The sequence below is a fragment of the Pseudomonas sp. Y3 TE3536 genome (assembly GCF_053629175.1).
Genome location: NZ_JBRJHU010000001.1, coordinates 4,645,135 through 4,664,836, shown reverse-complemented (window position 1 = coordinate 4,664,836; position 19,702 = coordinate 4,645,135). Strand labels below are relative to the sequence as shown.

Annotated in this window: 15 protein-coding genes; 12 read left to right on the top strand and 3 right to left on the bottom strand. The window is 64.2% G+C overall.

The window, feature by feature from the left end; translation table 11 throughout:
• From AB7M33_RS21080 to AB7M33_RS21025, 12 genes are all read left to right on the top strand, one after another.
• A complete protein-coding gene (locus AB7M33_RS21080; RefSeq protein ID WP_454243527.1) occupies positions 1-2,658 on the top strand; it encodes a LuxR C-terminal-related transcriptional regulator in 2,658 nt (885 codons plus the stop codon).
• A 112-nt stretch (positions 2,659-2,770) separates the two neighbouring features.
• Positions 2,771-4,558 carry an acyl-CoA dehydrogenase C-terminal domain-containing protein gene (locus AB7M33_RS21075; RefSeq protein ID WP_454243526.1) on the top strand — a complete coding sequence of 596 codons (1,788 nt, stop codon included), beginning with the start codon at positions 2,771-2,773 and terminating at the stop codon, positions 4,556-4,558.
• A 113-nt stretch (positions 4,559-4,671) separates the two neighbouring features.
• Complete coding sequence (locus tag AB7M33_RS21070) at positions 4,672-6,765, top strand: 3-hydroxyacyl-CoA dehydrogenase NAD-binding domain-containing protein (RefSeq protein WP_454243525.1); 2,094 nt, start codon at positions 4,672-4,674, stop codon at positions 6,763-6,765.
• A gap of 34 nt (positions 6,766-6,799) precedes the next feature.
• On the top strand, positions 6,800-7,984 hold the full coding sequence (locus tag AB7M33_RS21065) for an acetyl-CoA C-acyltransferase (RefSeq protein ID WP_274887883.1): 1,185 nt from the start codon (positions 6,800-6,802) through the stop codon (positions 7,982-7,984).
• Between the two features lie 66 nt (positions 7,985-8,050).
• On the top strand, positions 8,051-8,824 hold the full coding sequence (locus tag AB7M33_RS21060) for an SDR family NAD(P)-dependent oxidoreductase (protein ID WP_454243524.1): 774 nt from the start codon (positions 8,051-8,053) through the stop codon (positions 8,822-8,824).
• Between the two features lie 12 nt (positions 8,825-8,836).
• The gene (gene prpR / locus AB7M33_RS21055) at positions 8,837-10,426 is read left to right on the top strand and encodes a propionate catabolism operon regulatory protein PrpR (protein ID WP_454243523.1); all 1,590 of its coding nucleotides are present in this window, start codon (positions 8,837-8,839) and stop codon (positions 10,424-10,426) included.
• Between the two features lie 83 nt (positions 10,427-10,509).
• A complete protein-coding gene (pdxR, locus tag AB7M33_RS21050) occupies positions 10,510-12,012 on the top strand; it encodes a MocR-like pyridoxine biosynthesis transcription factor PdxR (RefSeq protein ID WP_454243522.1) in 1,503 nt (500 codons plus the stop codon).
• A gap of 113 nt (positions 12,013-12,125) precedes the next feature.
• Positions 12,126-13,187: a sugar phosphate isomerase/epimerase family protein gene (locus AB7M33_RS21045; RefSeq protein WP_027596376.1), complete on the top strand. Its 1,062-nt coding sequence runs from the start codon at positions 12,126-12,128 to the stop codon at positions 13,185-13,187.
• A 33-nt stretch (positions 13,188-13,220) separates the two neighbouring features.
• A complete protein-coding gene (locus AB7M33_RS21040) occupies positions 13,221-14,486 on the top strand; it encodes an MFS transporter (protein WP_454243521.1) in 1,266 nt (421 codons plus the stop codon).
• Between the two features lie 157 nt (positions 14,487-14,643).
• The gene (locus AB7M33_RS21035; protein ID WP_454243520.1) at positions 14,644-15,543 is read left to right on the top strand and encodes an RHS repeat-associated core domain-containing protein; all 900 of its coding nucleotides are present in this window, start codon (positions 14,644-14,646) and stop codon (positions 15,541-15,543) included.
• A 133-nt stretch (positions 15,544-15,676) separates the two neighbouring features.
• On the top strand, positions 15,677-17,530 hold the full coding sequence (locus tag AB7M33_RS21030) for an ABC transporter ATP-binding protein (RefSeq protein WP_099453798.1): 1,854 nt from the start codon (positions 15,677-15,679) through the stop codon (positions 17,528-17,530).
• Between the two features lie 119 nt (positions 17,531-17,649).
• Positions 17,650-18,114: a MarR family winged helix-turn-helix transcriptional regulator gene (locus AB7M33_RS21025; RefSeq protein ID WP_050580787.1), complete on the top strand. Its 465-nt coding sequence runs from the start codon at positions 17,650-17,652 to the stop codon at positions 18,112-18,114.
• Between the two features lie 18 nt (positions 18,115-18,132).
• Here AB7M33_RS21025 and AB7M33_RS21020 read toward each other — a convergent pair whose 3' ends face one another.
• The 3 genes from AB7M33_RS21020 to AB7M33_RS21010 all read right to left on the bottom strand — a co-directional run bounded on the left by AB7M33_RS21020 (position 18,133) and on the right by AB7M33_RS21010 (position 19,630).
• A complete protein-coding gene (locus AB7M33_RS21020) occupies positions 18,133-18,399 on the bottom strand; it encodes a DUF3077 domain-containing protein (protein WP_265968263.1) in 267 nt (88 codons plus the stop codon).
• Positions 18,400-18,630: 231 nt separating this feature from the next.
• Entirely contained in the window at positions 18,631-18,876 is a 246-nt protein-coding gene (locus AB7M33_RS21015) for a hypothetical protein (RefSeq protein WP_099429651.1), read from the bottom strand.
• A gap of 544 nt (positions 18,877-19,420) precedes the next feature.
• Entirely contained in the window at positions 19,421-19,630 is a 210-nt protein-coding gene (locus AB7M33_RS21010; protein WP_454243519.1) for a cold shock domain-containing protein, read from the bottom strand.
• Positions 19,631-19,702 lie beyond the last annotated feature (72 nt).

Below are 19,702 nucleotides of genomic sequence, written 5' to 3'. Positions count from 1 at the left end.
ATGCACCTTCCCGCGCTCAAACCCAACCAGCTGCGCCCACCCGCCGAACCACCCAGGGCCTTACAGCGCACCCGGTTGCTCGACCACCTGGCCAGCGCGCTGGACGACGGCGCTGTCATCCTCCTGCAAGCGCCCTTGGGCTACGGCAAAAGCACCCTGCTCGCCCAGTTCGCCCGCCGCCTCACCTGCCCCTTTGCATGGCTGCGCCTGACCCGCGCCGAAAACCAGCCCCTGGCCCTGCTGCTGCACCTGCACGCCGCCCTTCAGTTGCCGGCGTCACACCGCGAGCTCCCCCAGGCCGAACAGCTGTGGAGCCACATCCTCGCCGACCTCGAAGCCCGCCAGGCCCCGGTAACGTTACTGCTCGACGACCTGCACCTGCTCAACGCCGCCCAGGCCTGGCAGTACCTCGACACCCTGCTGCACGACCCGCCGCCAGCACTGCGCCTGCTCGCCGCCAGCGAAGGCCCGCCGGCGTTACCCCTGGCCCACCTGCGCCGCGACGGCCGGCTGGCCGTGCTAAGCGCGCGTGAACTGGCCCTGGACAGCGAAGAGACCGGCCAGCTGGCACTGGCCCGTGACGTCCGCCTGGGCAGCGACGCGCTGTACCAACTGCGCGCCGGCAGCGAGGGCTGGCCCAGCGGCGTGCTGTTCTGGTTCGAGGCCTACCGCGAAGCGCTGCAGAGCACCGGCCAGCCGCCCGGCGACCTGCGCCCGATCACGCGTCAGGCCTACGCCCATGCCCGGCAGTTTCTGGAAGAAGAACGCCTGCAGCGCTTGCCCACCGCCTTGCGCGGCTTTCTTGAACACACCGCCGTGGCCCAGGTGTTCGATGCGGGGCTGGCCGGTGAATTGGCCACCGATACCGATGTGACGGCGGCGCTGCGCCAATTGCAGCGGCTGGACCTGATCATCGAAATGCCCCAGGCCAGCCACGCCGAATACCGCTACCACCCTGCCCTGCGCAACAGCCTTTACCAACGCCTCGAACAACGCGACCCGCAGCGCCTGCGGCAACTGCACCGACAAGCCGCGAACTGGCTGCTGGCGCAGCGCCGCTTCACCGAGGCGATCTACCAGTACGGCCGGGCCAGGGACCTGGACGCCGTGCTCGGCATCGTCGACCGGCATGGCTTCGAGCTGTTGCGCGAAGGCAAGGTCAACACCCTGGTCGATGTGCTCGACGAGGTGGCCGGCCATGCCGGCAACGACAGCTTCACCCTGGCCGTGACCGAAGCCTCCACGGTGATGGTCACCAACGACATCGCCCAGGCCTGCCAATGCCTGCGCCAGCTGTATGCCCTGCAGCGCCGCCACGCTGTACCGCGCCACCCCGAGCGGGTGCAGCAGACGGTGATGTTCCTGCGTAGCCGCCTGGCCTACCTGGGCGGCAACTTGGCGCACGGCTTGGCCTTGGCTGCGCGTGCATTGCAGCAATTTGGGCAGCATAACGCCGCGCGCTCGGTGCTGTATTTCGACCGGGCCAACTGCCTGGCGGCCTTGGGTGAACTGCAACCGGCCCACGCCGAAGCCAGCCGCGCCCTGGTCGAACTGCAAGGCTTCGGGCTGAGCGGCTATACCAACTTGCTGCAACTGCTGCTGGGCCAGATCGAACTGGCCCAAGGCGCCAGCGAAGCGGCCTGGGAACGCCTGCAAGGCATGGCCGAGCAGCCCGCTGCCGGCAGTTCGGGGCGTTTCTATGAGCTGTTCCGCCACTTGGGCAAAGGCCTGGCCCTGCTGCAAGCCAACCAGCTGAGCCAGGCGCGCCACGCCCTGGCCCAGGCCGAAGTACTGGCGCTGGGCTTCCCGCACAGCGCCGCGCTGCCCTGGGTGTTCCACCACCAGGCCTGCTTGCACTGGGCGCTGGGCGAGACCGCCCAGGCCAAGGCGCGCTGGCAAGAAGTGCGCCGGCTGGCCTTGCAGTTCCGCTTGTTCACCCTGTACCGCCAGGCCGGCGCCTGGCTGGCGCGCCTGGCGCTGCGTGACAACGACACCGACTACCTGCCCGGCTGGCTTGACCAGTGGCACTGGTGCAGCCGCCAGTATGACCAGCAGTTGCTGCCTGAAGAGTGGCTGGCCTATGCCTGGGTGCAGCGCCACCTGGGGCAGCGCGACAAGGCGCGGCAGATCCAGGCGACACTGCACACCCAGGCCGAGGCGAACACCAACCGCCGCCTGTTGCTCGACACCCTGTTGCTCGACGCAGCCCTGCACCAGGACCGGGGCGCCCACGACCAGGCCCTGCACAGCCTCGAACAGGCCTTGCAACTGGCGTGTGAATACGGCTTCGGGCAACTGTTGCAATACGAAGGCGAAGCGTGCCTTGAACCCTTGCGCACATTGCTGCTGCCACAGGTTCGCGAGCGCCTGGCCCTGGCGGCCCCGCCACCGTCACGCGAGCGCCTCAATGCCCTGTTCCGCCCCCTGCTGGCAGGGCGAGACAGCACCGACAGCGCGTTGATCGTGCCGCTGTCGCGTCGTGAACTGGAGGTGCTGCAACGCATGGCACGCGGGCAGAGCAACGGGCAGATTGCCGAGGCGATGTTCATCAGCCTGAGCACGGTCAAGACCCACATCAACAACCTGTTCCGCAAACTCGACGTGGCCGACCGCGACAGCGCCTTGTGCTCAGCGCGCGAATTGCAATTGCTGAACTGATCTCCACCCGCACGCCACGCCGATTCCACCCCCCATTCCACCGGGGGGGTGGACGCGCCGCGCGGGGCCTGCCTGCTACAACATGCCGAATCCACCCAGCCAGGAGTCCGGCATGCCCAGCTACACCGCCCCGTTGCGCGATATCACCTTCGTTGCCCAGGAGCTGCTCGACCTGAGCGGCCACTATCAACAACTGTCTGGCTGCGAAGCCCCCGACGCGGACACCTTCGCCGCCATCGTCGAGGAAGGCGCCAAGTTCGCCGAGCAGGAACTGGCACCGCTCAACGCCGTGGGCGACCAGCACGGGTGCCAATGGCAGGATGGCAAGGTCAGTACCCCGCCGGGCTTCGCCGAGGCCTTCAAGCGCTTCGCCGCCAACGGCTGGCTGGGCCTGGACAAAGACCCAGCCTACGGCGGCCAGGGTTTGCCGCCCTCGCTGGGCTTCGTCAACCACGAGATGATCTGCAGCGCCAACCACGCCTGGGGCATGTACGGCAACCTCACCGGCGGCGCCATCAGCACCCTCAGCGAGCATGCCGACGAGGCCCTGCGCCAGCGTTTTCTGCCGCCAATGATCGCCGGCCGCTGGAGCGGCACCATGTGCCTGACCGAGGCCCATTGCGGCTCGGACCTCGGCCTGCTGCGCACCAGCGCTCGGCCCCAGGCCGACGGCAGCTACCGCATCAACGGCAGCAAGATCTTCATCTCGGCCGGTGAGCACGACCTGACAGAAAACATCGTGCACCTGGTGCTGGCACGCATCGAAGGCGCACCGGCCGGGGTCAAGGGCATTTCGCTGTTTGCCGTGCCAAAGGTCCAGGTCGATGCCGATGGCAGCCTGGGCGCCCCCAACGGCGTCAGCTGCGGGTCTATCGAACACAAGATGGGCATCCACGGCAACGCCACCTGCGTGCTCAACTTCGACGGCGCCACAGGCTACCTGCTGGGCGAAGCCAACCGTGGCCTGAACGCCATGTTCACCTACATCAACGAATCGCGCCTGGCAGTTTCTCAGCAGGCCCAGGCCCACGCCGAAGCCTCGTTCCAGGGGGCCTTGGCCTATGCCCGCGACCGCGTGCAGATGCGTGCCACACCGCGCCTGCGCGCCGACCAGCCCGCCGACCCGATCATCGGCCATGCCGATGTCCGGCGCATGCTGCTGACCCAAAAGGCCTATGCCGAAGGCGGTCGCATGCTCGCCTACACCTGCGCCAAGGGCGTCGACTTGCTGCACCACGGCGCCACCCCAGGTGTGCGCCAGGCCGCGGCACGCCGGCTGGCCTTGCTCACCCCAATTGCCAAGGGCTTTTTGACCGAAACCGGCAACGAAGCTGCGCAGTTGGGCATCCAGGTCTTCGGCGGCCACGGTTTCATCCGCGAATGGGGCATGGAGCAGATCGCCCGCGATGTGCGCATCACCGCGATCTACGAAGGCACCAACACCATCCAGGGTATCGACCTGCTGACCCGCAAAGTGCTGGCCGATGGCGGTGAAGCCCTGGACGAACTGCTCGGCGAAATCGAAGCCTTCATTCAAAAAACCTCGGCCTCGGCCGACCTCGCCCAGGCCTTGCAACAGCGCGTCAGCGCCTGGCGCGACGTCAGCGAATGGCTGCGCGACGCCAGCAGCACCGACGCCAACCTGATCGGCGCCAGCGCCTTCGACTACCTGATGCTCTGCGGCTACACCCTGATCGGCTACCTGTGGCTGCGCGCCGCCTGCGTCGCTGAACAGGCACTGGCGGCCGGCAGCGACGACGTCGCGTTCTACCAGGGCAAGCGCGAGACCGCGCGTTTCTACCTGCAGCGCCTGCTGCCGCGGGCCAGCCTGCACGAGACGCTGATCCGCACGGGCAGTGACAACCTGATGAACATCAGCGACGCCGCCTTCGCCCGCTGACCCTGCCTGGCAGGCTCCGCTGCCGAGTTCCCCAGGGCAGCGGTTTTTTCGGCGGTGGCCAACGCTCCGGGCCGCCGCCTCGTTTTTTTCAGGACACCAACAGGAAGGTTCCCATGCCGCTGATCGACTATCGCCGCGATAACCAACTGGCCTTGATCGGCCTGTGCCACGCCCCCGTCAATGCCCTGGGCCACGACCTGCGCCAGGCACTGCTACAGGCCTGCACCCAGGCCGCCAGCGACCCCGAGGTCAAGGCAGTCATCCTGCATGGGCGCTCACTGCCGTTCAGTGCCGGCGCCGACATCAGCGAGTTCGGCAGCCCACGCACCTGGCAGGCACCCGCCCTGCCCGAATTGCTAGAAACGCTGACCACCCTTGCCAAGCCACTGATCGCCGCCATCGATGGCGTGGCGCTGGGCGGCGGGCTGGAACTGGCCCTGGCCTGCAGCCATCGCGTTGCCAGCGCCACTGCCCGCCTGGGCCTGCCGGAAGTACGCCTGGGCCTGCTGCCCGGTGCCGGCGGTACCCAGCGCCTGCCACGGCTGATCGGCGTGGCGCCCGCGCTCGAGCTGATGCTCGGCGGCGAACCGATCGATGCCCGCCGAGGCCTGGCACTGGGGCTGGTAGACCGCCTGGTCGAACCCGGCCAGGACCTGCTCGACCAAGCCTGTGCCTTTGCCCGCGAGCAGCTCGCCCACCCCGCCCCGCCAAGGGTTACACCCGCGCTCCCAGCCGAGGGCCTGTTCGCCACGCACGAGGCTCAGCTGGCTGCCCGAAAACCTGGCCAACGGGCGCCACTGCGGGTACTGGCAGCCGTGCGCGCGGCCTGCGAACTGCCGTTGGCCGAAGGCCTGGCCCGCGAACAGGCGCTGTTCCGCGAAGCGCTGCAAGACCCCCAGGCCACTGCACTGCGCCATCTGTTTTTTGCTGAGCGCGAGGCGCTGCGCATTCCCGGTATCGACGCGGCCACCGCGCTGCGCCACATCGCCCAGGTTGCCGTGATCGGCGCCGGTACCATGGGCGCCGGCATCGCCATGAACTTCATCAACGCCGGCCTCCCCGTGCGCTTGCTGGAGCTCAAGCCCGAGGCCCTGGACCGCGGCTTGGCGCAGATCCGCAAACACTACGAAAGCGCCATCAAGCGCGGCAAGCTCACCGCCGAGCAACTCGAACAGCGCATGAGCCTGCTGCAAGGCACCCTCGATTACGCCGACCTGGCTGACGCTGACCTGGTGATCGAAGCAGTGTTCGAAGACCTGTCGATCAAACAGTCGGTGTTCCGCACCCTCGACCGGGTGTGCAAGCCCGGCGCGATTCTGGCCAGCAACACCTCGACCCTGGATGTCGACCGCATCGCCGCCTGCACCCGCCGCCCGCAGGACGTGGTCGGCCTGCACTTCTTCAGCCCGGCCCATGTCATGCGCCTGCTCGAAGTGGTGCGCGGCCGGGCCACGGCGCCAGACGTGCTGGCCACCACGCTGAAAATCGCCAAGCGCATCGGCAAACTGCCGGTGGTGTCTGGCGTGTGCTTCGGCTTCATCGGCAACCGCATGCTCGAACCTTATGCCCGCGAGGCCCACCGCCTGGTCCTCGAAGGCGCCTCGCCGGCCCAGGTGGACAAGGTGCTGACCGACCTCGGCCTGGCCATGGGCGTCTTCGCCATGTACGACCTGGCCGGCATCGACGTCGGTTACCTGGTGCGCCAGGCGCGGCGCAGCGAGATCGCCCACGACCCGAGCTACTTCCGCCTGGCCGACGAACTCTACACGCTGGGCCGCCACGGGCAGAAAAGCGGGCGCGGCTTCTACCGCTACGAGGGCCGCGAACGCATCGAAGACCCCGAGGTGGTGCAGCTCGCGGCGCAACTGGCCGCCAAGCTGGGCATCACCCGTCGCACCATCAGCGACGCGGAAATCCACGACCGCTGCCTGTTCATGCTGATTAACGAAGGCCTGCAACTGCTCGACGAAGGCATCGCCCTGCGCAGTGGTGACATCGACCTGGTGTGGGTCAACGGCTACGGCTTCCCGGGCTGGCGTGGTGGACCGCTGCATTACGCCCGCGACATCGGCCTGGACACCGTGCTGGCTGGCATCGAGCAATTGCGCGATCGCCTGGGTGCCTACGGCCACCTGTGGTTGCAGCCAGCCCCCTTGCTGCGGCGCCTGGCGAGCAGCACCGGCAAGCTGCGCGCGCAACACCGTTGAGCTGCCCTCTTCTGGCCATCAAGGAACCCCGTTCATGAAAGACGCCGTCATTCTCTCCACCGCCCGCACCCCGATCGGCAAGGCCTTTCGCGGTGCCCTCAACAACCTGCGCTCGCCCAGCCTGGCCGCCCATGCCATCCAGGCGGCCGTTGCACGGGCCGGCATCGCTGCCGACGAAATCGAAGACCTGGTGATGGGCACCGCCATGCCCGCTGGCACCGCCGGCTGGAACCTGGGCCGCATGAGCGCGCTGGCGGCCGGGCTGCCCGTGTCGGTCAGCGGCCAGACCCTCGACCGCCAGTGCGCCTCAGGGCTGATGGCGATCGCCACCGCCGCCAAGCAGATCATCGTCGATGGCATGCACGTCACCGTTGGCGCCGGCCACGAAAACATCAGCGCGGTACAAGTGCGCAACCTCGAATGGGCGCTGGGCGAGCAGGACGACGCGGTTATCCAGCAGGTGCCGCACGCCTACATGCCGATGCTGCACACCGCCGAGCACGTCGCCCGGCGCTACGGCATCAGCCGTGACGCGCAAGATGCCTATGCACTGCAATCGCAGCTGCGCACTGCCGCCGCCCAGCAGGCTGGGTTGTTCGAGGCCGAGATCGTGCCGGTGACTGCGCAGCAAAGGGTCAAGGACAAGCACACCGGCGAGATCAGCTACCGCCAGGTAACCCTGGCGCAGGACGAGGGCAACCGCCCGCAGACCCGCCTGGACGACCTGGCGCGCTTGCAGCCGGTGCTTGACGGTGGCTGCATCACCGCCGGCAACGCCAGCCAGCTGTCCGACGGCGCCAGTGCTTGCGTGCTGATGGACGCGCGCCTGGCCGAGCAGCGCAACCTCAGGCCGCTGGGCCTGTACCGGGGCATCGCCGTGGCCGGCCTGGCGCCGGAAGAGATGGGCATCGGCCCGGTGTACGCGGTGCCGCGCCTGCTCAGGCAGCATGGGCTGAACGTCGACGATATCGGCCTGTGGGAGCTGAACGAAGCCTTCGCCTGCCAGGTGTTGTATTGCCGCGACACCTTGGGCATAGACCCTGAGCGCCTGAACGTCAACGGTGGCGCCATCGCCATTGGCCACCCCTATGGCATGAGCGGCGCGCGGATGGTCGGGCATGCGCTGCTCGAAGGTAAACGGCGCCGGGTGCGCTATGTGGTGGTGACCATGTGCGTGGGCGGTGGCATGGGGGCGGCGGGCCTGTTTGAAGTGCTGTGAACACAACCGGACCGCAAGGGCTCCCACACCGCCCCTGCCCACTCACTGAATGATGAGGAACGCTCCATGCTAGCAACCCCTTTTTCCCTGGCCGGCAAGACCGTTTTGGTAACCGGCGCCTCCAGCGGCCTGGGTGCCCACTTCGCACGCTTGGCCCAGGCCGCTGGCGCCCGTGTGGTGCTGGCGGCGCGGCGGGTCGAGCGCTTGCAGGCGCTGGTCGAGCAACTTGAAAACCAAGGCGGCGAAGCGTTGGCCGTGGCGCTCGACGTCACTCAACGCGACAGTGTCGAACAGGCCTTCGACCAGGCCGAGGCCCGCTTCGGTGTGGTCGATGTGGTCATCAACAACGCCGGCATCGGCGACCCTGGGCGCTTTCTCGAACTGAGCGGGCAGGACTGGCAGCGCATGCTCACGACCAACCTCGATGGCGTGTTCCATGTCGCCCAATGTGCTGGCCAGCGCCTGGTCAAGGCCGGCCGCGCGGGGAGCATCGTCAACATCGCCTCGATCCTGGGCCTGCGCGTAGGGGCCGGGCTGAGCCACTACTGCACGGCCAAGGCCGGTGTGGTGCAATTGACCAAGGCCATGGCACTGGAGCTGGCCCGCTACCGGATCCGCGTCAATGCCATCGCCCCCGGTTACTTCAAGACCGAGATGAACGAGGCCTACTTCGACAGCGAGGCCGGCCAGGGTTACATCAAAGACCACGTGCCGATGCGCCGCCTGGGCCAATTGAGCGAGCTCGACGGCCCCTTGCTGTTGCTGGCCAGTGACGCCGGTGCGTTCATGACCGGCAGCGTCCTCGCCGTGGATGGCGGGCACTTGGTCAACCCGTTGTAACAAGGAGCCTGCATGCCCACCGCCGCTTACCGGCCCCGCGTGGTCGCGCTGGTCACCCACTTGCGCTGCCCTGGAGCACCCAGCCCCATGGCCCGGCTGATCGAGCAGGTCAGCGCCGACTACCGGCAGCAGGCCCATGTCGAGGTGATTGAAACCACCCTCGGCAAGCTGCTGCCGCTGGCCCGCGAGCTGGAGAGGCGCCAGCAGGCTGACGTCATCCTGTGTTCCGGGGCAGCCGCCGACTACTTGCGCCAGCACCTGTCGACCTCGGTGCAGGCCCTGCACCTGGGCGAGCACGACCTGATCCGCGCCCTCGCCCTGGCCCACACGCGCACCCGGCGCGTCGGCGTGCTCAGCTTTGGCCAGCCCCACCCCGGGCTGGCGGCGATGCAAGCGTTGCTCAACCTCAAGGTGCACGAGCACACCTACACCCGCCTGGAACAGGCCCGGGCGCAGGTCGCGCAGCTGGTCGCAGACGGTGTCCAGGTCATCATCGGGTCGCCGACGGTGTGCCAGCTGGCCGACGCGGCCGGTGCCCAGGGCGTGCTGGCCCTGGACAGCGACAGCCTGCGCCATGCGTTCGACAACCTGCGCGTACAGCCCCGGCGCAGCCGCAAGCCGCCTGCCGCGCAGCCGTTCATGACGCGCTATCGTTTCGATCAGTTGCTGGGCGATGCCCCGGCGTTCCGCGCGACCGTGCAACTGGCGCAGCGCTACGCCGCGACCGACGCGACGGTACTGATCACCGGTGAAAGCGGCACGGGCAAGGAGTTGCTCGCACAAAGCCTGCACCACGCCAGCGCCCGCCAGCAGGGGCCGTTCGTGGCGATCAACTGCGCGGCCCTGCCGGAGTCGCTGCTCGAGAGCGAGCTGTTTGGCTTTGAAGACGGCGCGTTCACCGGCTCGCGCAAGGGGGGCAAACCCGGCCTGATCGAGCTGGCGCACGGTGGCACATTGTTCCTCGACGAAGTCGGCGACATGCCCGCGCCGCTGCAAACCCGTTTACTGCGTGTGTTGCAGGAGCGCGAGGTGCTGCGCCTGGGTGGCTGCGCGCCAACACCGGTGGACATACGCGTGATTGCCGCCACCCATTGCGACTTGCCAGCACGCATCGCCAACGGGCAGTTTCGCGCCGACCTGTTCTACCGCCTGAACATCCTGCGCCTTGCCGTGCCGCCCCTGCGCGATCGGCTCCAAGACATCCTGCCCCTGTTCGAGGCGCTGCTCGCACGGCACGGTGCAACACCGCTCGCCACACCGCAATTGCAACCCCTGCTGCCCCTGCTGCTGCGCCACCGCTGGCCAGGGAACATCCGCGAGCTCGACAACATCGCCGAGCGCGCCGCGCTGTGTGCCCAGGCCTTGGTGGGCGCCGATGGCATCGGCCTGGCCACGCTCTTCCCGGAATTTTTCGAGCATGTGCAGGCCCCCGCCCAGCCGCTGCCCGCTGGCGACAACCTGCGCAGCCTGGGCAAGGCCGCCGAGGCGGCACACGCCCGGCGCATGCTGGACAGCTGCGACGGCAACATGGACCAGGCTGCGCGTTGCCTGGGTGTCAGCCGCAGCACCTTGTGGCGGCGTCTGCGCGCATCCTGCGGATGACTTATCGCGAGGCGCCCGATACCCTTGGCCTCTGGTGGCCTGACGGTTTCGGGCCCAATCCTTTTCGCGCAGACGAGCATGTCATGAAAACCGCCGCAGGTTTGCTGCTGTCGGCCATCGAGCTGGACCGAGCCAGTGCCATCCCCCTGTACCGCCAGCTGTACCTGCAGATTCGCAAGCAGATACTCAATGGCAGGATCCAAGGTGGCGTGCGCCTGCCCTCAACCCGCACCTTGAGCAACGAGTTGGGGTTGTCGCGGATCACCATTCTCAATGCGTTCGATCAGCTGATTGCCGAGGGCTTCCTGGCCTCGCGCACCGGCGCCGGCACCTATGTCGGCACGGAATGGGAAAGCCGCGGCAGCGAGCCCGAGCAGCCCCAGCCGCCGCGCCTGTCCGACCTGAGCCAGTCGATGCTGTCGCTGCGCAGCGATCATTTTCGCGGCGTCTCGTACACCGACTGGGACCCGGCCACCCCGACCTCGTTCCTGCCCAGCCACAGCACCTACGAAGCCTTCCCCCAGGCTATATGGCGGCGGCTGATGAACCAGCACCTGCTGAAGCCCACCAAGGCGATGCTGGGCTACGGTGAGCTGCAAGGTTTGCAGGCCTTGCGCAGCGCCATTGCCGAGTATGTGTTCGATGCCCGTGGCATCGACTGCGATGCCGGGCAGGTGGTGATCGTGTCTGGCGCCCAGCAAGCGTTCAACTTGCTGGGCATGTTGCTGCTCAACCCCCAGGACAGTGTATGGATGGAAGACCCGGGGCATATCGCCGCGCGCATTGCCCTGCAGGCGCAAGGGGCGAGGGTGACCGCGTTGCGTGTCGATGAACACGGGATCGACGTGGAGCAAGGCCTGCGCGAATGCCCTGAGGCCCGGTTGGTGTTCTGCACCCCCTCGCGCCAGCACCCGTTGGGCGTCACCTTGAGTTACGCGCGGCGCCAGGCCCTGATCGACTGGGCCGCGCAACAACAAAGCTGGATCATCGAAGACGATTGCGACAGCGAGTTCCGCTACAGTGGCCGTCTGCTGCCCGCCCTGTATGCCCTGGACCAGATGGCCCGGGTGATCTATGTCGGCACCTTCAGCAAAGTGCTGTTTCCGTCACTCCGGCTGGGCTACGTGATCCTGCCGCCGGCGCTGGTCGAACCCTTCTGCACCCTGCGTGCGGTCATGGACCGCAGCCCGCCCACACTGCTGCAGGCCACCACCGCTGACTTCATGGCGCAAGGCCATTTCATTGGCCACATCCGCCGCATGCGCGCGTTGTACAAGGCACGCCAGCAGGCCTTGATCGCACAGCTCGAACAGCACATGGGCGGCTTCTTCACCCTCACCCCGGCCGATGCGGGCATGCACCTGATCGCCTGGCTGCCCCCTGCGCTCAACGATGCTGACATCGCCCGGCAACTGGCTGAGCACGGCATCCACACCTACCCCTTGAGCGACTACAGCATCCAGCATGCGCAACCGCCTGCGCTGCTGATCGGCTTTGCCGGCACGCCGGAAAACCAGGCCGCGGCACGCGTCCAGGCACTGGCCCAGGCCTTGCGCACACAGGGGTACCTGCCCGCAAACACCTGAGGCCAGGCAAGTGGTCCTATCGATTGGCGGATAATGGATCTATCGAACGTTCCTCACTGGCGCGATAAAGGTTGCGCCGGTAGACCCCGGCGTCTGAACCAGGAACGACGCTAATGAACAATAAGATCCAGGAACGTTTCAACGCCTTGCTGAGCCACAACGTGGTGGAACAGGCGCCAGCCCCCGTGCTGACCCAGGCACTGGCCCAGCGCTTGCTCGAACGCCTCGGGCAACTGCGCCTTTTTGCCCATGCCTACCCGCTGCTGACCAACCTCACCCACGGCCGGGTCACCCCCGCCGACCTGCTCGACTTCGCCTATCGCCACGAACTGCAAGGCCTGAGCCTGCACGTGCTCGACGGCGAGCAGAACAGCCTGAGCCAGATGACACCCGCCCAGCTTCAGGCATTTGCCGACAAGGCCAAGGCGCTGGGGCTGGACGTGCATGTGGAAATCAGCAGCACGCTGAAAAAAGACGTCGACCAGGTAATCGCCATCGCCAAGGCCCTGGGGGTGCGCAACATCCGCGTCTACTCGCGTTACGAGGGCACACTGTCGCGGGTCATGGACATCATCGAGAGCGACCTGCACTACCTGGCGCAGCAGGCCGACGCCCACGACCTGTACTTTGACTTCGAGCAACACGAAGAGCTCAAGAGCGACGAGATCGCCCAGTTGCTCAAGCGCCTCGACCACCCTCGCCTGCATGCCCTGTTCGACTTTGGCAACATGATCAATGCCTGCGAACAGCCCCTGCAGGCCCTGCGCAACCTGGCGCCGCACATCCGCCAAAGCCACCTTAAGGGTGTGCGCATCGTGGCCGAACACAACGGCTTCGGCCATTACGGCGTGCTGCAAGGCAGCGCCGATGACGACCTGCCCAGTGCCCGCATGCTGTTCGAGCTACTGATGCTGGGCGACACCGCCCCGCAGGTGATCGCCTTTATCCTCGAGCAGGAAAACCACTACGTGGCCCCGGCCTTCCGCCAACAGCAAGAAGCGGCCGACCCCTTCATCGCGTATCGGGAAATGAGCGACACCCCCCTGCCGGCCGGCTTCACCCTGGAACGCATGCTGGCTGACGAACACCGTTGGGCGAACAACCAGGTGGCCTACGTGCGCGGCCTGCTGAACGAGTTTCGCACCCTGGCCGAGCTGACCTTGGCCAACGCTTGAACCTGGCGACCCGACTACCTGCGGAGAACAACAATGACAGCCCAGAACAAAGCCAAATGGCTCCGATTCCTGATCCTCGTCCTTGGCGGCGGTACCGTCTACAAGCTGGCGAACCTCAAGGATGCCTTCTACGTCCCCATGCAGGAATTCATGGGCCTGAGCCACACTGAAATCGGCCTGCTACTTAGCGCCAACGCGATCATCGCCACCGCACTGTTCGTGGTCGGCGGCATGCTCGCCGACCGCTTCGAGACGCGCAGGCTGATCCCCCTGGGCCTGATCGGCACCGGCTGCCTGGGTGTGTACCTGGCCACCTTCCCGCCGTTCAGCAGCTTGCTGATCGTGTTCAGCCTGCTGGCCGTGTGTGCCGACTGCCTGTTCTGGCCATCGCTGCTCAAGGCCATCCGCAACCTGGGTAACGACCAGGAACAAGGGCGCCTGTTCGGCCTGCTCGAAGGCGGGCGGGGCGTGGTCGATACGCTGGTCGCGTTTGCCGCACTGGGGGTGTTCGTGGCCATGGGCTCGGGCGAAAGCGGCTTGAAGTCAGCGATCCTGTTCTACTCGGTCATCGACCTGCTGGCCGGCACCCTCACCTGGTTCCTGCTCAAGGGCGACAGCGCGCCGTCGCTGGCCAAGCCGAAAAATGGCCTGGCCAACCTGATGGAGGCGATCAAGGTGCCGGGTATCTGGCTGGTCAGCCTGAATGTGTTCATGGTCTACATCGTTTATTGCGGCCTGACCTACTTCATTCCCTACCTCAAGGAGATGTACGGCTTGCCCGTGGCGCTGGTGGGTGCCTATGGCATCATCAACCAGTATTTCCTCAAGATTCTGGGCGGGCCTGCCGGTGGGTTCATTGCCGACAAGCAGTTCAAAAGCACCAGCCGCTACCTGAAGTGGGCCTTTCTGGCACTGTTGCCGCTGATGGCGGTGATCATGCTGATTCCGAAAAGCCCGACCTTCATCTATGCCGGCATGGCTGCCACCCTGTCCTTTGCGTTGATCGTGTTCTCCATGCGCGGCGTGTTCTGGGCGCCGATGGGCGAAGTCGGTATTCCCCAGCACATCACCGGTTCCGCCTTCGGTATCGGCTGCCTGATCGGTTACGCGCCGGGCATGTTTGCCTACGTCGTCTACGGTGCAATCCTCGACCACTTCCCCGGCCAGCAGGGGTACAACTGGGTCTTCACCTTGATGAGTATCCTGGCCGTTGCAGGGTTCATGGTGTCCAGCCTGCTGTACCGGGCCGTTAAAAAGAATGCCCTTGCTGCAGGCGGGATGAGTACCGCGCAAGCTTGATTGCACAGGTGGATGGGCCAGCTACGCAGGCGTGGCTGGCCTTGGACGGGTGGGGTGGACCTATCATTTTTGATAGTGGTGCACAAAATCTCGGCAAGTGACACTGACTCGCCTGGGGCTGCCACTTTCACTGGCGGCCCAGTACGAGGTATGTCCAGTGACTAAAGCCACCGCGAGCAAACGTTTCTATTTCTACCAGCGTGCCAAGGTCGCTACCGTGAAGGAAACGGAGCGGAATCGAACCCTGTTCAGCGGTGGCGACGGACCACTGGCGGAGCTGCTAAGTAATGACGCAGATCAGGCTCAATTATTAGCAACCGAAAGCACTGGATCGGTCATCCGTGCAAAGCACACCGACCTTAGCGAGCCTCTGGTCTACACAGCGTATGGGCATTCTTCGTCCTTGCCTTCGGAACTAACATCAGCTGGCTTCAATGGTGAGTTTTTCGACGCTCTCGAGTTTTACCTATTGGGCGCTGGATATCGCTTGTACTACCCTCCGCTGATGCGCCTATTTTCTCCCGACAATCTAAGCCCATTTGCGCAGGGCGGCATCAATAGCTATGCGTATTGTGGCGGTGATCCTGTGAACTTTACAGATCCTTCTGGGCATACGAGAGGAAGCAGCATTTTCGGCATCTCTTTACCGAATTTTTCAAGGCGCCGCAGCACGGATTCCACTGCTCAACTTTTACGTTATGAATCAAGTCTTCAATTTGATTCCGCCGACGTGATTGAGAACACACGAGTCATTCAGCTTAATAAATTTGAAAACCAAATTAATGATTTAAATCTGAAACTAGCCAAAAACACAACAAAACTGAATAAAGCTGATACAAAAGTTCAACATTACGATCGCAAGCTAGAAGATCGCACCCTTCACAACTGGGGCTGGAATAACCGCAAGCGTGACGATGCAATAGCACGACGACGAGACTATCGTGCGGAAAACGTAAAACTCCAGAAGGAGCTTGATCGATTGAAGACATTTTCCAATCTTCTCCAAACGAACACTGACGTCCGGCGAAACAGTGATCTAAGTATTAAGACTGTTTAATATCCCACAAGTAACAACAAAACTTTGATCGGCACGGAGCGGCGCTGCCGTCCGGGTGACTGAAGGTGGCTGCCATGTCGGTCTGGCGCCTGACGCCAGCACGGGGTACAACTGGACCTTTTAGGAGGCCACCATGCTCCGTGTGTTTGAACGACGGCTAGACCCCTTCCCACCCGACGAGGCCCCGCCGCCACCGGTCGGCCTACTGCGTTTTCTGTGGGCCTGCACGCGCGGCGCGCGTGGTTACGTACTGGCGCTGGCGCTGCTCAGCGCCGGTGTGTCGATCTACGAAGCCTGGCTGTTTTCCTTTCTCGGCCAGGTTGTCGACCTGCTCTCGACCTGGCAAACGGGCGGCGCTGAAGCGGCGCAGGAAAGCCGCGTGCTGTGGGGCATTGGCATCGTACTGCTGACCAGCATCGGGCTGGTGGCGCTGCGCACGATGGTGCAGCACCAGGTACTGGCAATCAATTTGCCACTGCGGCTGCGCTGGGACTTCCATCGGCTGATGCTGCGGCAAAGCCTTTCTTTCTTTTCTGACGAGTTTTCCGGCCGTGTCACCACCAAGGTGATGCAGACCGCACTGGCCGTGCGCGAAGTGCTGTTCACCCTGATCGAAATCGCCCCCGGCATTGGCGTGTATTTCATCGCCATCATTGCGCTGGCGGGCGGTTTTGCCTTGAAGCTGATGCTGCCGTTCATTGCCTGGGTCGCGCTGTTTGGGCTGGCCTTGCTGTACTTCGTGCCGCGCCTGGGCAAAGTCGGCCAGGAACAGGCCCATGCGCGCTCATCGATGACCGGGCGCATCTCAGACGCCTACACCAACATCACCACCGTGAAGCTGTTTTCGCATTCCAAACGCGAAGCGCACTTTGCGCGGGCGGCGATGGAGGACTTCAAACAGACCGGTTTTCGCCAGATGCGCCTGGTCAGCCAGTTCGAAATCGTCAATCAGGCATTGGTGGTCGGGTTGATCATCGGCGCTGGCGGCTATGCCCTGTGGCTGTGGCACCAAGGCGAAGTCGGCACCGGTGCGGTGGCAGCGATTACCGCCATGGCCTTGCGCATCAACGGCATGTCGCACTGGATCATGTGGCAGATGACCTCACTGTTCGAGAACATCGGCACCGTGCAGGACGGCATGGCCACCTTGACCCGCGGCCCCAAAGTACAGGACGCGCCGAATGCCGGGGTGTTGGTGACGTCGGGCGGCGCGGTGAGCTTCGACAATGTCAGCTTCAACTACAACGGTGAGCGGCAGGTGCTCGATGGCCTGAGCCTGAACATTCGCGCCGGTGAGAAAGTCGGCCTGGTGGGGCGGTCCGGTGCGGGCAAGTCGACGCTGATCAACCTGCTGCTGCGCTTTTACGACGTGGACCACGGCGCCATTCGCATCGATGGGCAAAACATTGCCCAGGTGACCCAGGACAGCCTGCGCAGCGCCATCGGCATGGTCACGCAAGACACCTCGCTGCTGCACCGCTCGATTCGCGACAACATCGCCTACGGCCGCCCCGACGCGACCGACGCGCAAATCCGCGAGGCCGCCGCCAATGCCCAGGCCGACGGGTTCATCAACCAGCTGAGCGACCGCCAAGGCCACAGCGGCTACGACACGCTGGTGGGTGAGCGCGGCATCAAGCTGTCCGGTGGCCAACGTCAGCGCATTGCCATCGCCCGGGTGATGCTCAAGAACGCCCCGATCCTGCTGCTCGACGAGGCGACCAGTGCGCTGGACTCCGAAGTCGAAGTCGCCATCCAGGAAAGCCTCAATGAGATGATGCACGGCAAGACCGTCATTGCCATCGCCCATCGGCTGTCCACAATCGCTGCCATGGACCGGCTGATCGTGATGGATGAAGGGCGCATCATCGAACAAGGCACCCACGCCGAACTGCTGGCCCGCAACGGCACCTATGCACGGCTTTGGCAGCACCAGAGTGGCGGTTTCTTGGGTGAAGACCAAGGCGTAGCGGAGGCCATGGAGTGAGCCTGCGGGGTGGCAGCCGGTTGCGGCTGCCGCCTGCCCTGCGCTATTTGCATCGGGTTAGCATCGGTTATACTTCTTAATCATTTTTTACCCTTACCGTCGCTGACACACGAGATCGCATGAACACATCCCCTGCACTGCAACCGGGCGCCGACAGCAGCGAGGCCACTGCGCCGACCGACCTGAATGATCTGGTTGGCTACGCCTTGCGCCGCGTGCAGATGAAGGTGTTTCAGCACCTTGTCGAGTGCCTGACGCCCTACGACCTGCGGCCTGCACAGTTTTCTGCGTTGGCCATCATCGCGCAAAACCCAGGCCCTACGCAGGCCGAGCTGGCCAAGGCGTTGAACATCGAGCCGCCCCAAGTGGTGCCGCTGCTCAACAAGCTTGAAGAAGCGGGCCTGGCCCTGCGCGTGCGCAGCAAGGCAGACAAGCGCTCTTATGGCCTGTACCTGAGCAAAGCGGGTGAGAAGCTGCTGAAAACGCTGTATGGGGTAGCTGAAGAGAGTGACCGTGCCGCTACGGCCAATCTGGATGATGACGAGCGGCGGCAGTTGCTTGCCCTGCTGCGCAAGGTCTACTAGGCCCTGTACGACTGCGCCTTAACGCATCCCCAGTTCGGCATCATCCATCAGCGCCTTAGCCAAGGCGCTTAGATAATGTGAGGCCCAGATCAGTTGCGGGTTGTCGTCCATTACGCCGGCGATGGTCAGGTCTCGCACAACGCCCATCAGTTCTGAGGCTTGCTCACGGGCGTCTTGGCAAGGGATGCCGGGCTCGATGCAGAACAGCGGCTGGGTCTTTTTTTCGCCCTGGTAGAACTTGGTCTTGCCGACCGTGGTTTTGGTTTTTGTCGTATCCGTGGTCATTGTTCACTCTCTTCGAAGTTTTACAGCCGGGCCTCTTCGCAGTGCAAGCCCACTCCCCCTGCCTCACCCTCCGGTCATGCGCGTTTCAGTGTAGGAGCAGCCTTGTGCTGCGAAGAGGCCGGTGGCAGCCCTGAAGATTCCCGGTTTGGTCACCGGCCTCTTCGCAGCACAAGGCTGCTCCTACACTGGAAGGCGTAAGCCGGGAGGATCAAACAACGCGTTAGCTGTACTTTAGTGCTGAGTCCGTGGCTGATGCGCCGGCATCTGCACCTGGATCAACGCCGATTCAAGCAGCACACGCAGTGCCTCCAGCTCATGCATCGTCGCCATCATCAAGATCGACACGGGTGATTTGGGCTGTAGGAGAATGGCCTGATTTGCCACGGACTGTGCGCACAGGGCGTAGTCCGCTGCCTGGATGAGGGTGTCTTCGAGGGAATGGTGGTTGTGGGGTGGATCGGGGACAAGTTTTAACATGATGATTCTTCCGTTAACGATGCCGCCACCTGCCTGCTGTCAAACAGTAGGGTGGCAGCTGTACGTGGGTTGACAGACCGGCGGAAAAATCGCAAAAGTTCCGGCGCACGCAAGCGTGCCCGCACGTACAGCCGCCATAGAGGCTGACCGCATGCAATTTTTAACCGTCACAGCCTGTCAAAGCTGTGTCGTTGATGTGCAACGACAGGCCGAGACTAGAGCGGTACCCGAAGGGCCGCAACGGAAAAAAGGCGGCAGGAGTATGTTTAGGAAATGCCCTACAAGGAAGGGGTTAAATCTGATTCTCTCTCACAGGTCATCGACGAACCAAGTGGTGCCGCGGCTCAACAAACTTAAAGAAGCACGGCTGGGCCTGCGCGTGCGCAGCAAGACAAACGCTCCTATCGTCTGCACCTAAGCAAGTCGGAGTGGCGTAGGAAAGCGATCGTGCGGCCACAGCCAATCTTGATGAATGCGGCTATGAACTGAATATAAAGTTACCGCGCTCCATTCTTGCAACGGGGCGCGGTAACGCGCGCCAGCACTACTTGCGCTTCACGTTAATGGCGTAAGGCACGTCCCCCACCATCTTGATATCGAACGTGACCTCGATGCCATCCTTCAGGCCCTTACCCTTTGCCTCGTTGAACGGCAGGTATACCCTTCTACCGCCATGTTTTTTGTCGATGTGTCCGTACTCCTCATCTTCATCGTATTCCACCACTTTGCCTGTCATTCCCCATTCTTCGATCATGATTTGTCTCCTCAATGTCACTGCCTGTGATTGCTTTTTTCCCCACTCCCGAACGCGGGTGTGGGAAAATCT

Excerpts from the sequence above, each read along its gene's own strand:
- AB7M33_RS21080 (WP_454243527.1), top strand. The coding sequence starts at position 1 with ATGCACCTTCCCGCGCTCAAACCCAACCAGCTGCGCCCACCCGCCGAA.
- AB7M33_RS21075 (WP_454243526.1), top strand. The coding sequence starts at position 2,771 with ATGCCCAGCTACACCGCCCCGTTGCGCGATATCACCTTCGTTGCCCAG.
- AB7M33_RS21070 (WP_454243525.1), top strand. The coding sequence starts at position 4,672 with ATGCCGCTGATCGACTATCGCCGCGATAACCAACTGGCCTTGATCGGC.
- AB7M33_RS21065 (WP_274887883.1), top strand. The coding sequence starts at position 6,800 with ATGAAAGACGCCGTCATTCTCTCCACCGCCCGCACCCCGATCGGCAAG.
- AB7M33_RS21060 (WP_454243524.1), top strand. The coding sequence starts at position 8,051 with ATGCTAGCAACCCCTTTTTCCCTGGCCGGCAAGACCGTTTTGGTAACC.
- prpR (WP_454243523.1), top strand. The coding sequence starts at position 8,837 with ATGCCCACCGCCGCTTACCGGCCCCGCGTGGTCGCGCTGGTCACCCAC.
- pdxR (WP_454243522.1), top strand. The coding sequence starts at position 10,510 with ATGAAAACCGCCGCAGGTTTGCTGCTGTCGGCCATCGAGCTGGACCGA.
- AB7M33_RS21045 (WP_027596376.1), top strand. The coding sequence starts at position 12,126 with ATGAACAATAAGATCCAGGAACGTTTCAACGCCTTGCTGAGCCACAAC.
- AB7M33_RS21040 (WP_454243521.1), top strand. The coding sequence starts at position 13,221 with ATGACAGCCCAGAACAAAGCCAAATGGCTCCGATTCCTGATCCTCGTC.
- AB7M33_RS21030 (WP_099453798.1), top strand. The coding sequence starts at position 15,677 with ATGCTCCGTGTGTTTGAACGACGGCTAGACCCCTTCCCACCCGACGAG.
- AB7M33_RS21025 (WP_050580787.1), top strand. The coding sequence starts at position 17,650 with ATGAACACATCCCCTGCACTGCAACCGGGCGCCGACAGCAGCGAGGCC.
- AB7M33_RS21020 (WP_265968263.1), bottom strand. The coding sequence starts at position 18,399 with ATGACCACGGATACGACAAAAACCAAAACCACGGTCGGCAAGACCAAG.
- AB7M33_RS21015 (WP_099429651.1), bottom strand. The coding sequence starts at position 18,876 with ATGTTAAAACTTGTCCCCGATCCACCCCACAACCACCATTCCCTCGAA.
- AB7M33_RS21010 (WP_454243519.1), bottom strand. The coding sequence starts at position 19,630 with ATGATCGAAGAATGGGGAATGACAGGCAAAGTGGTGGAATACGATGAA.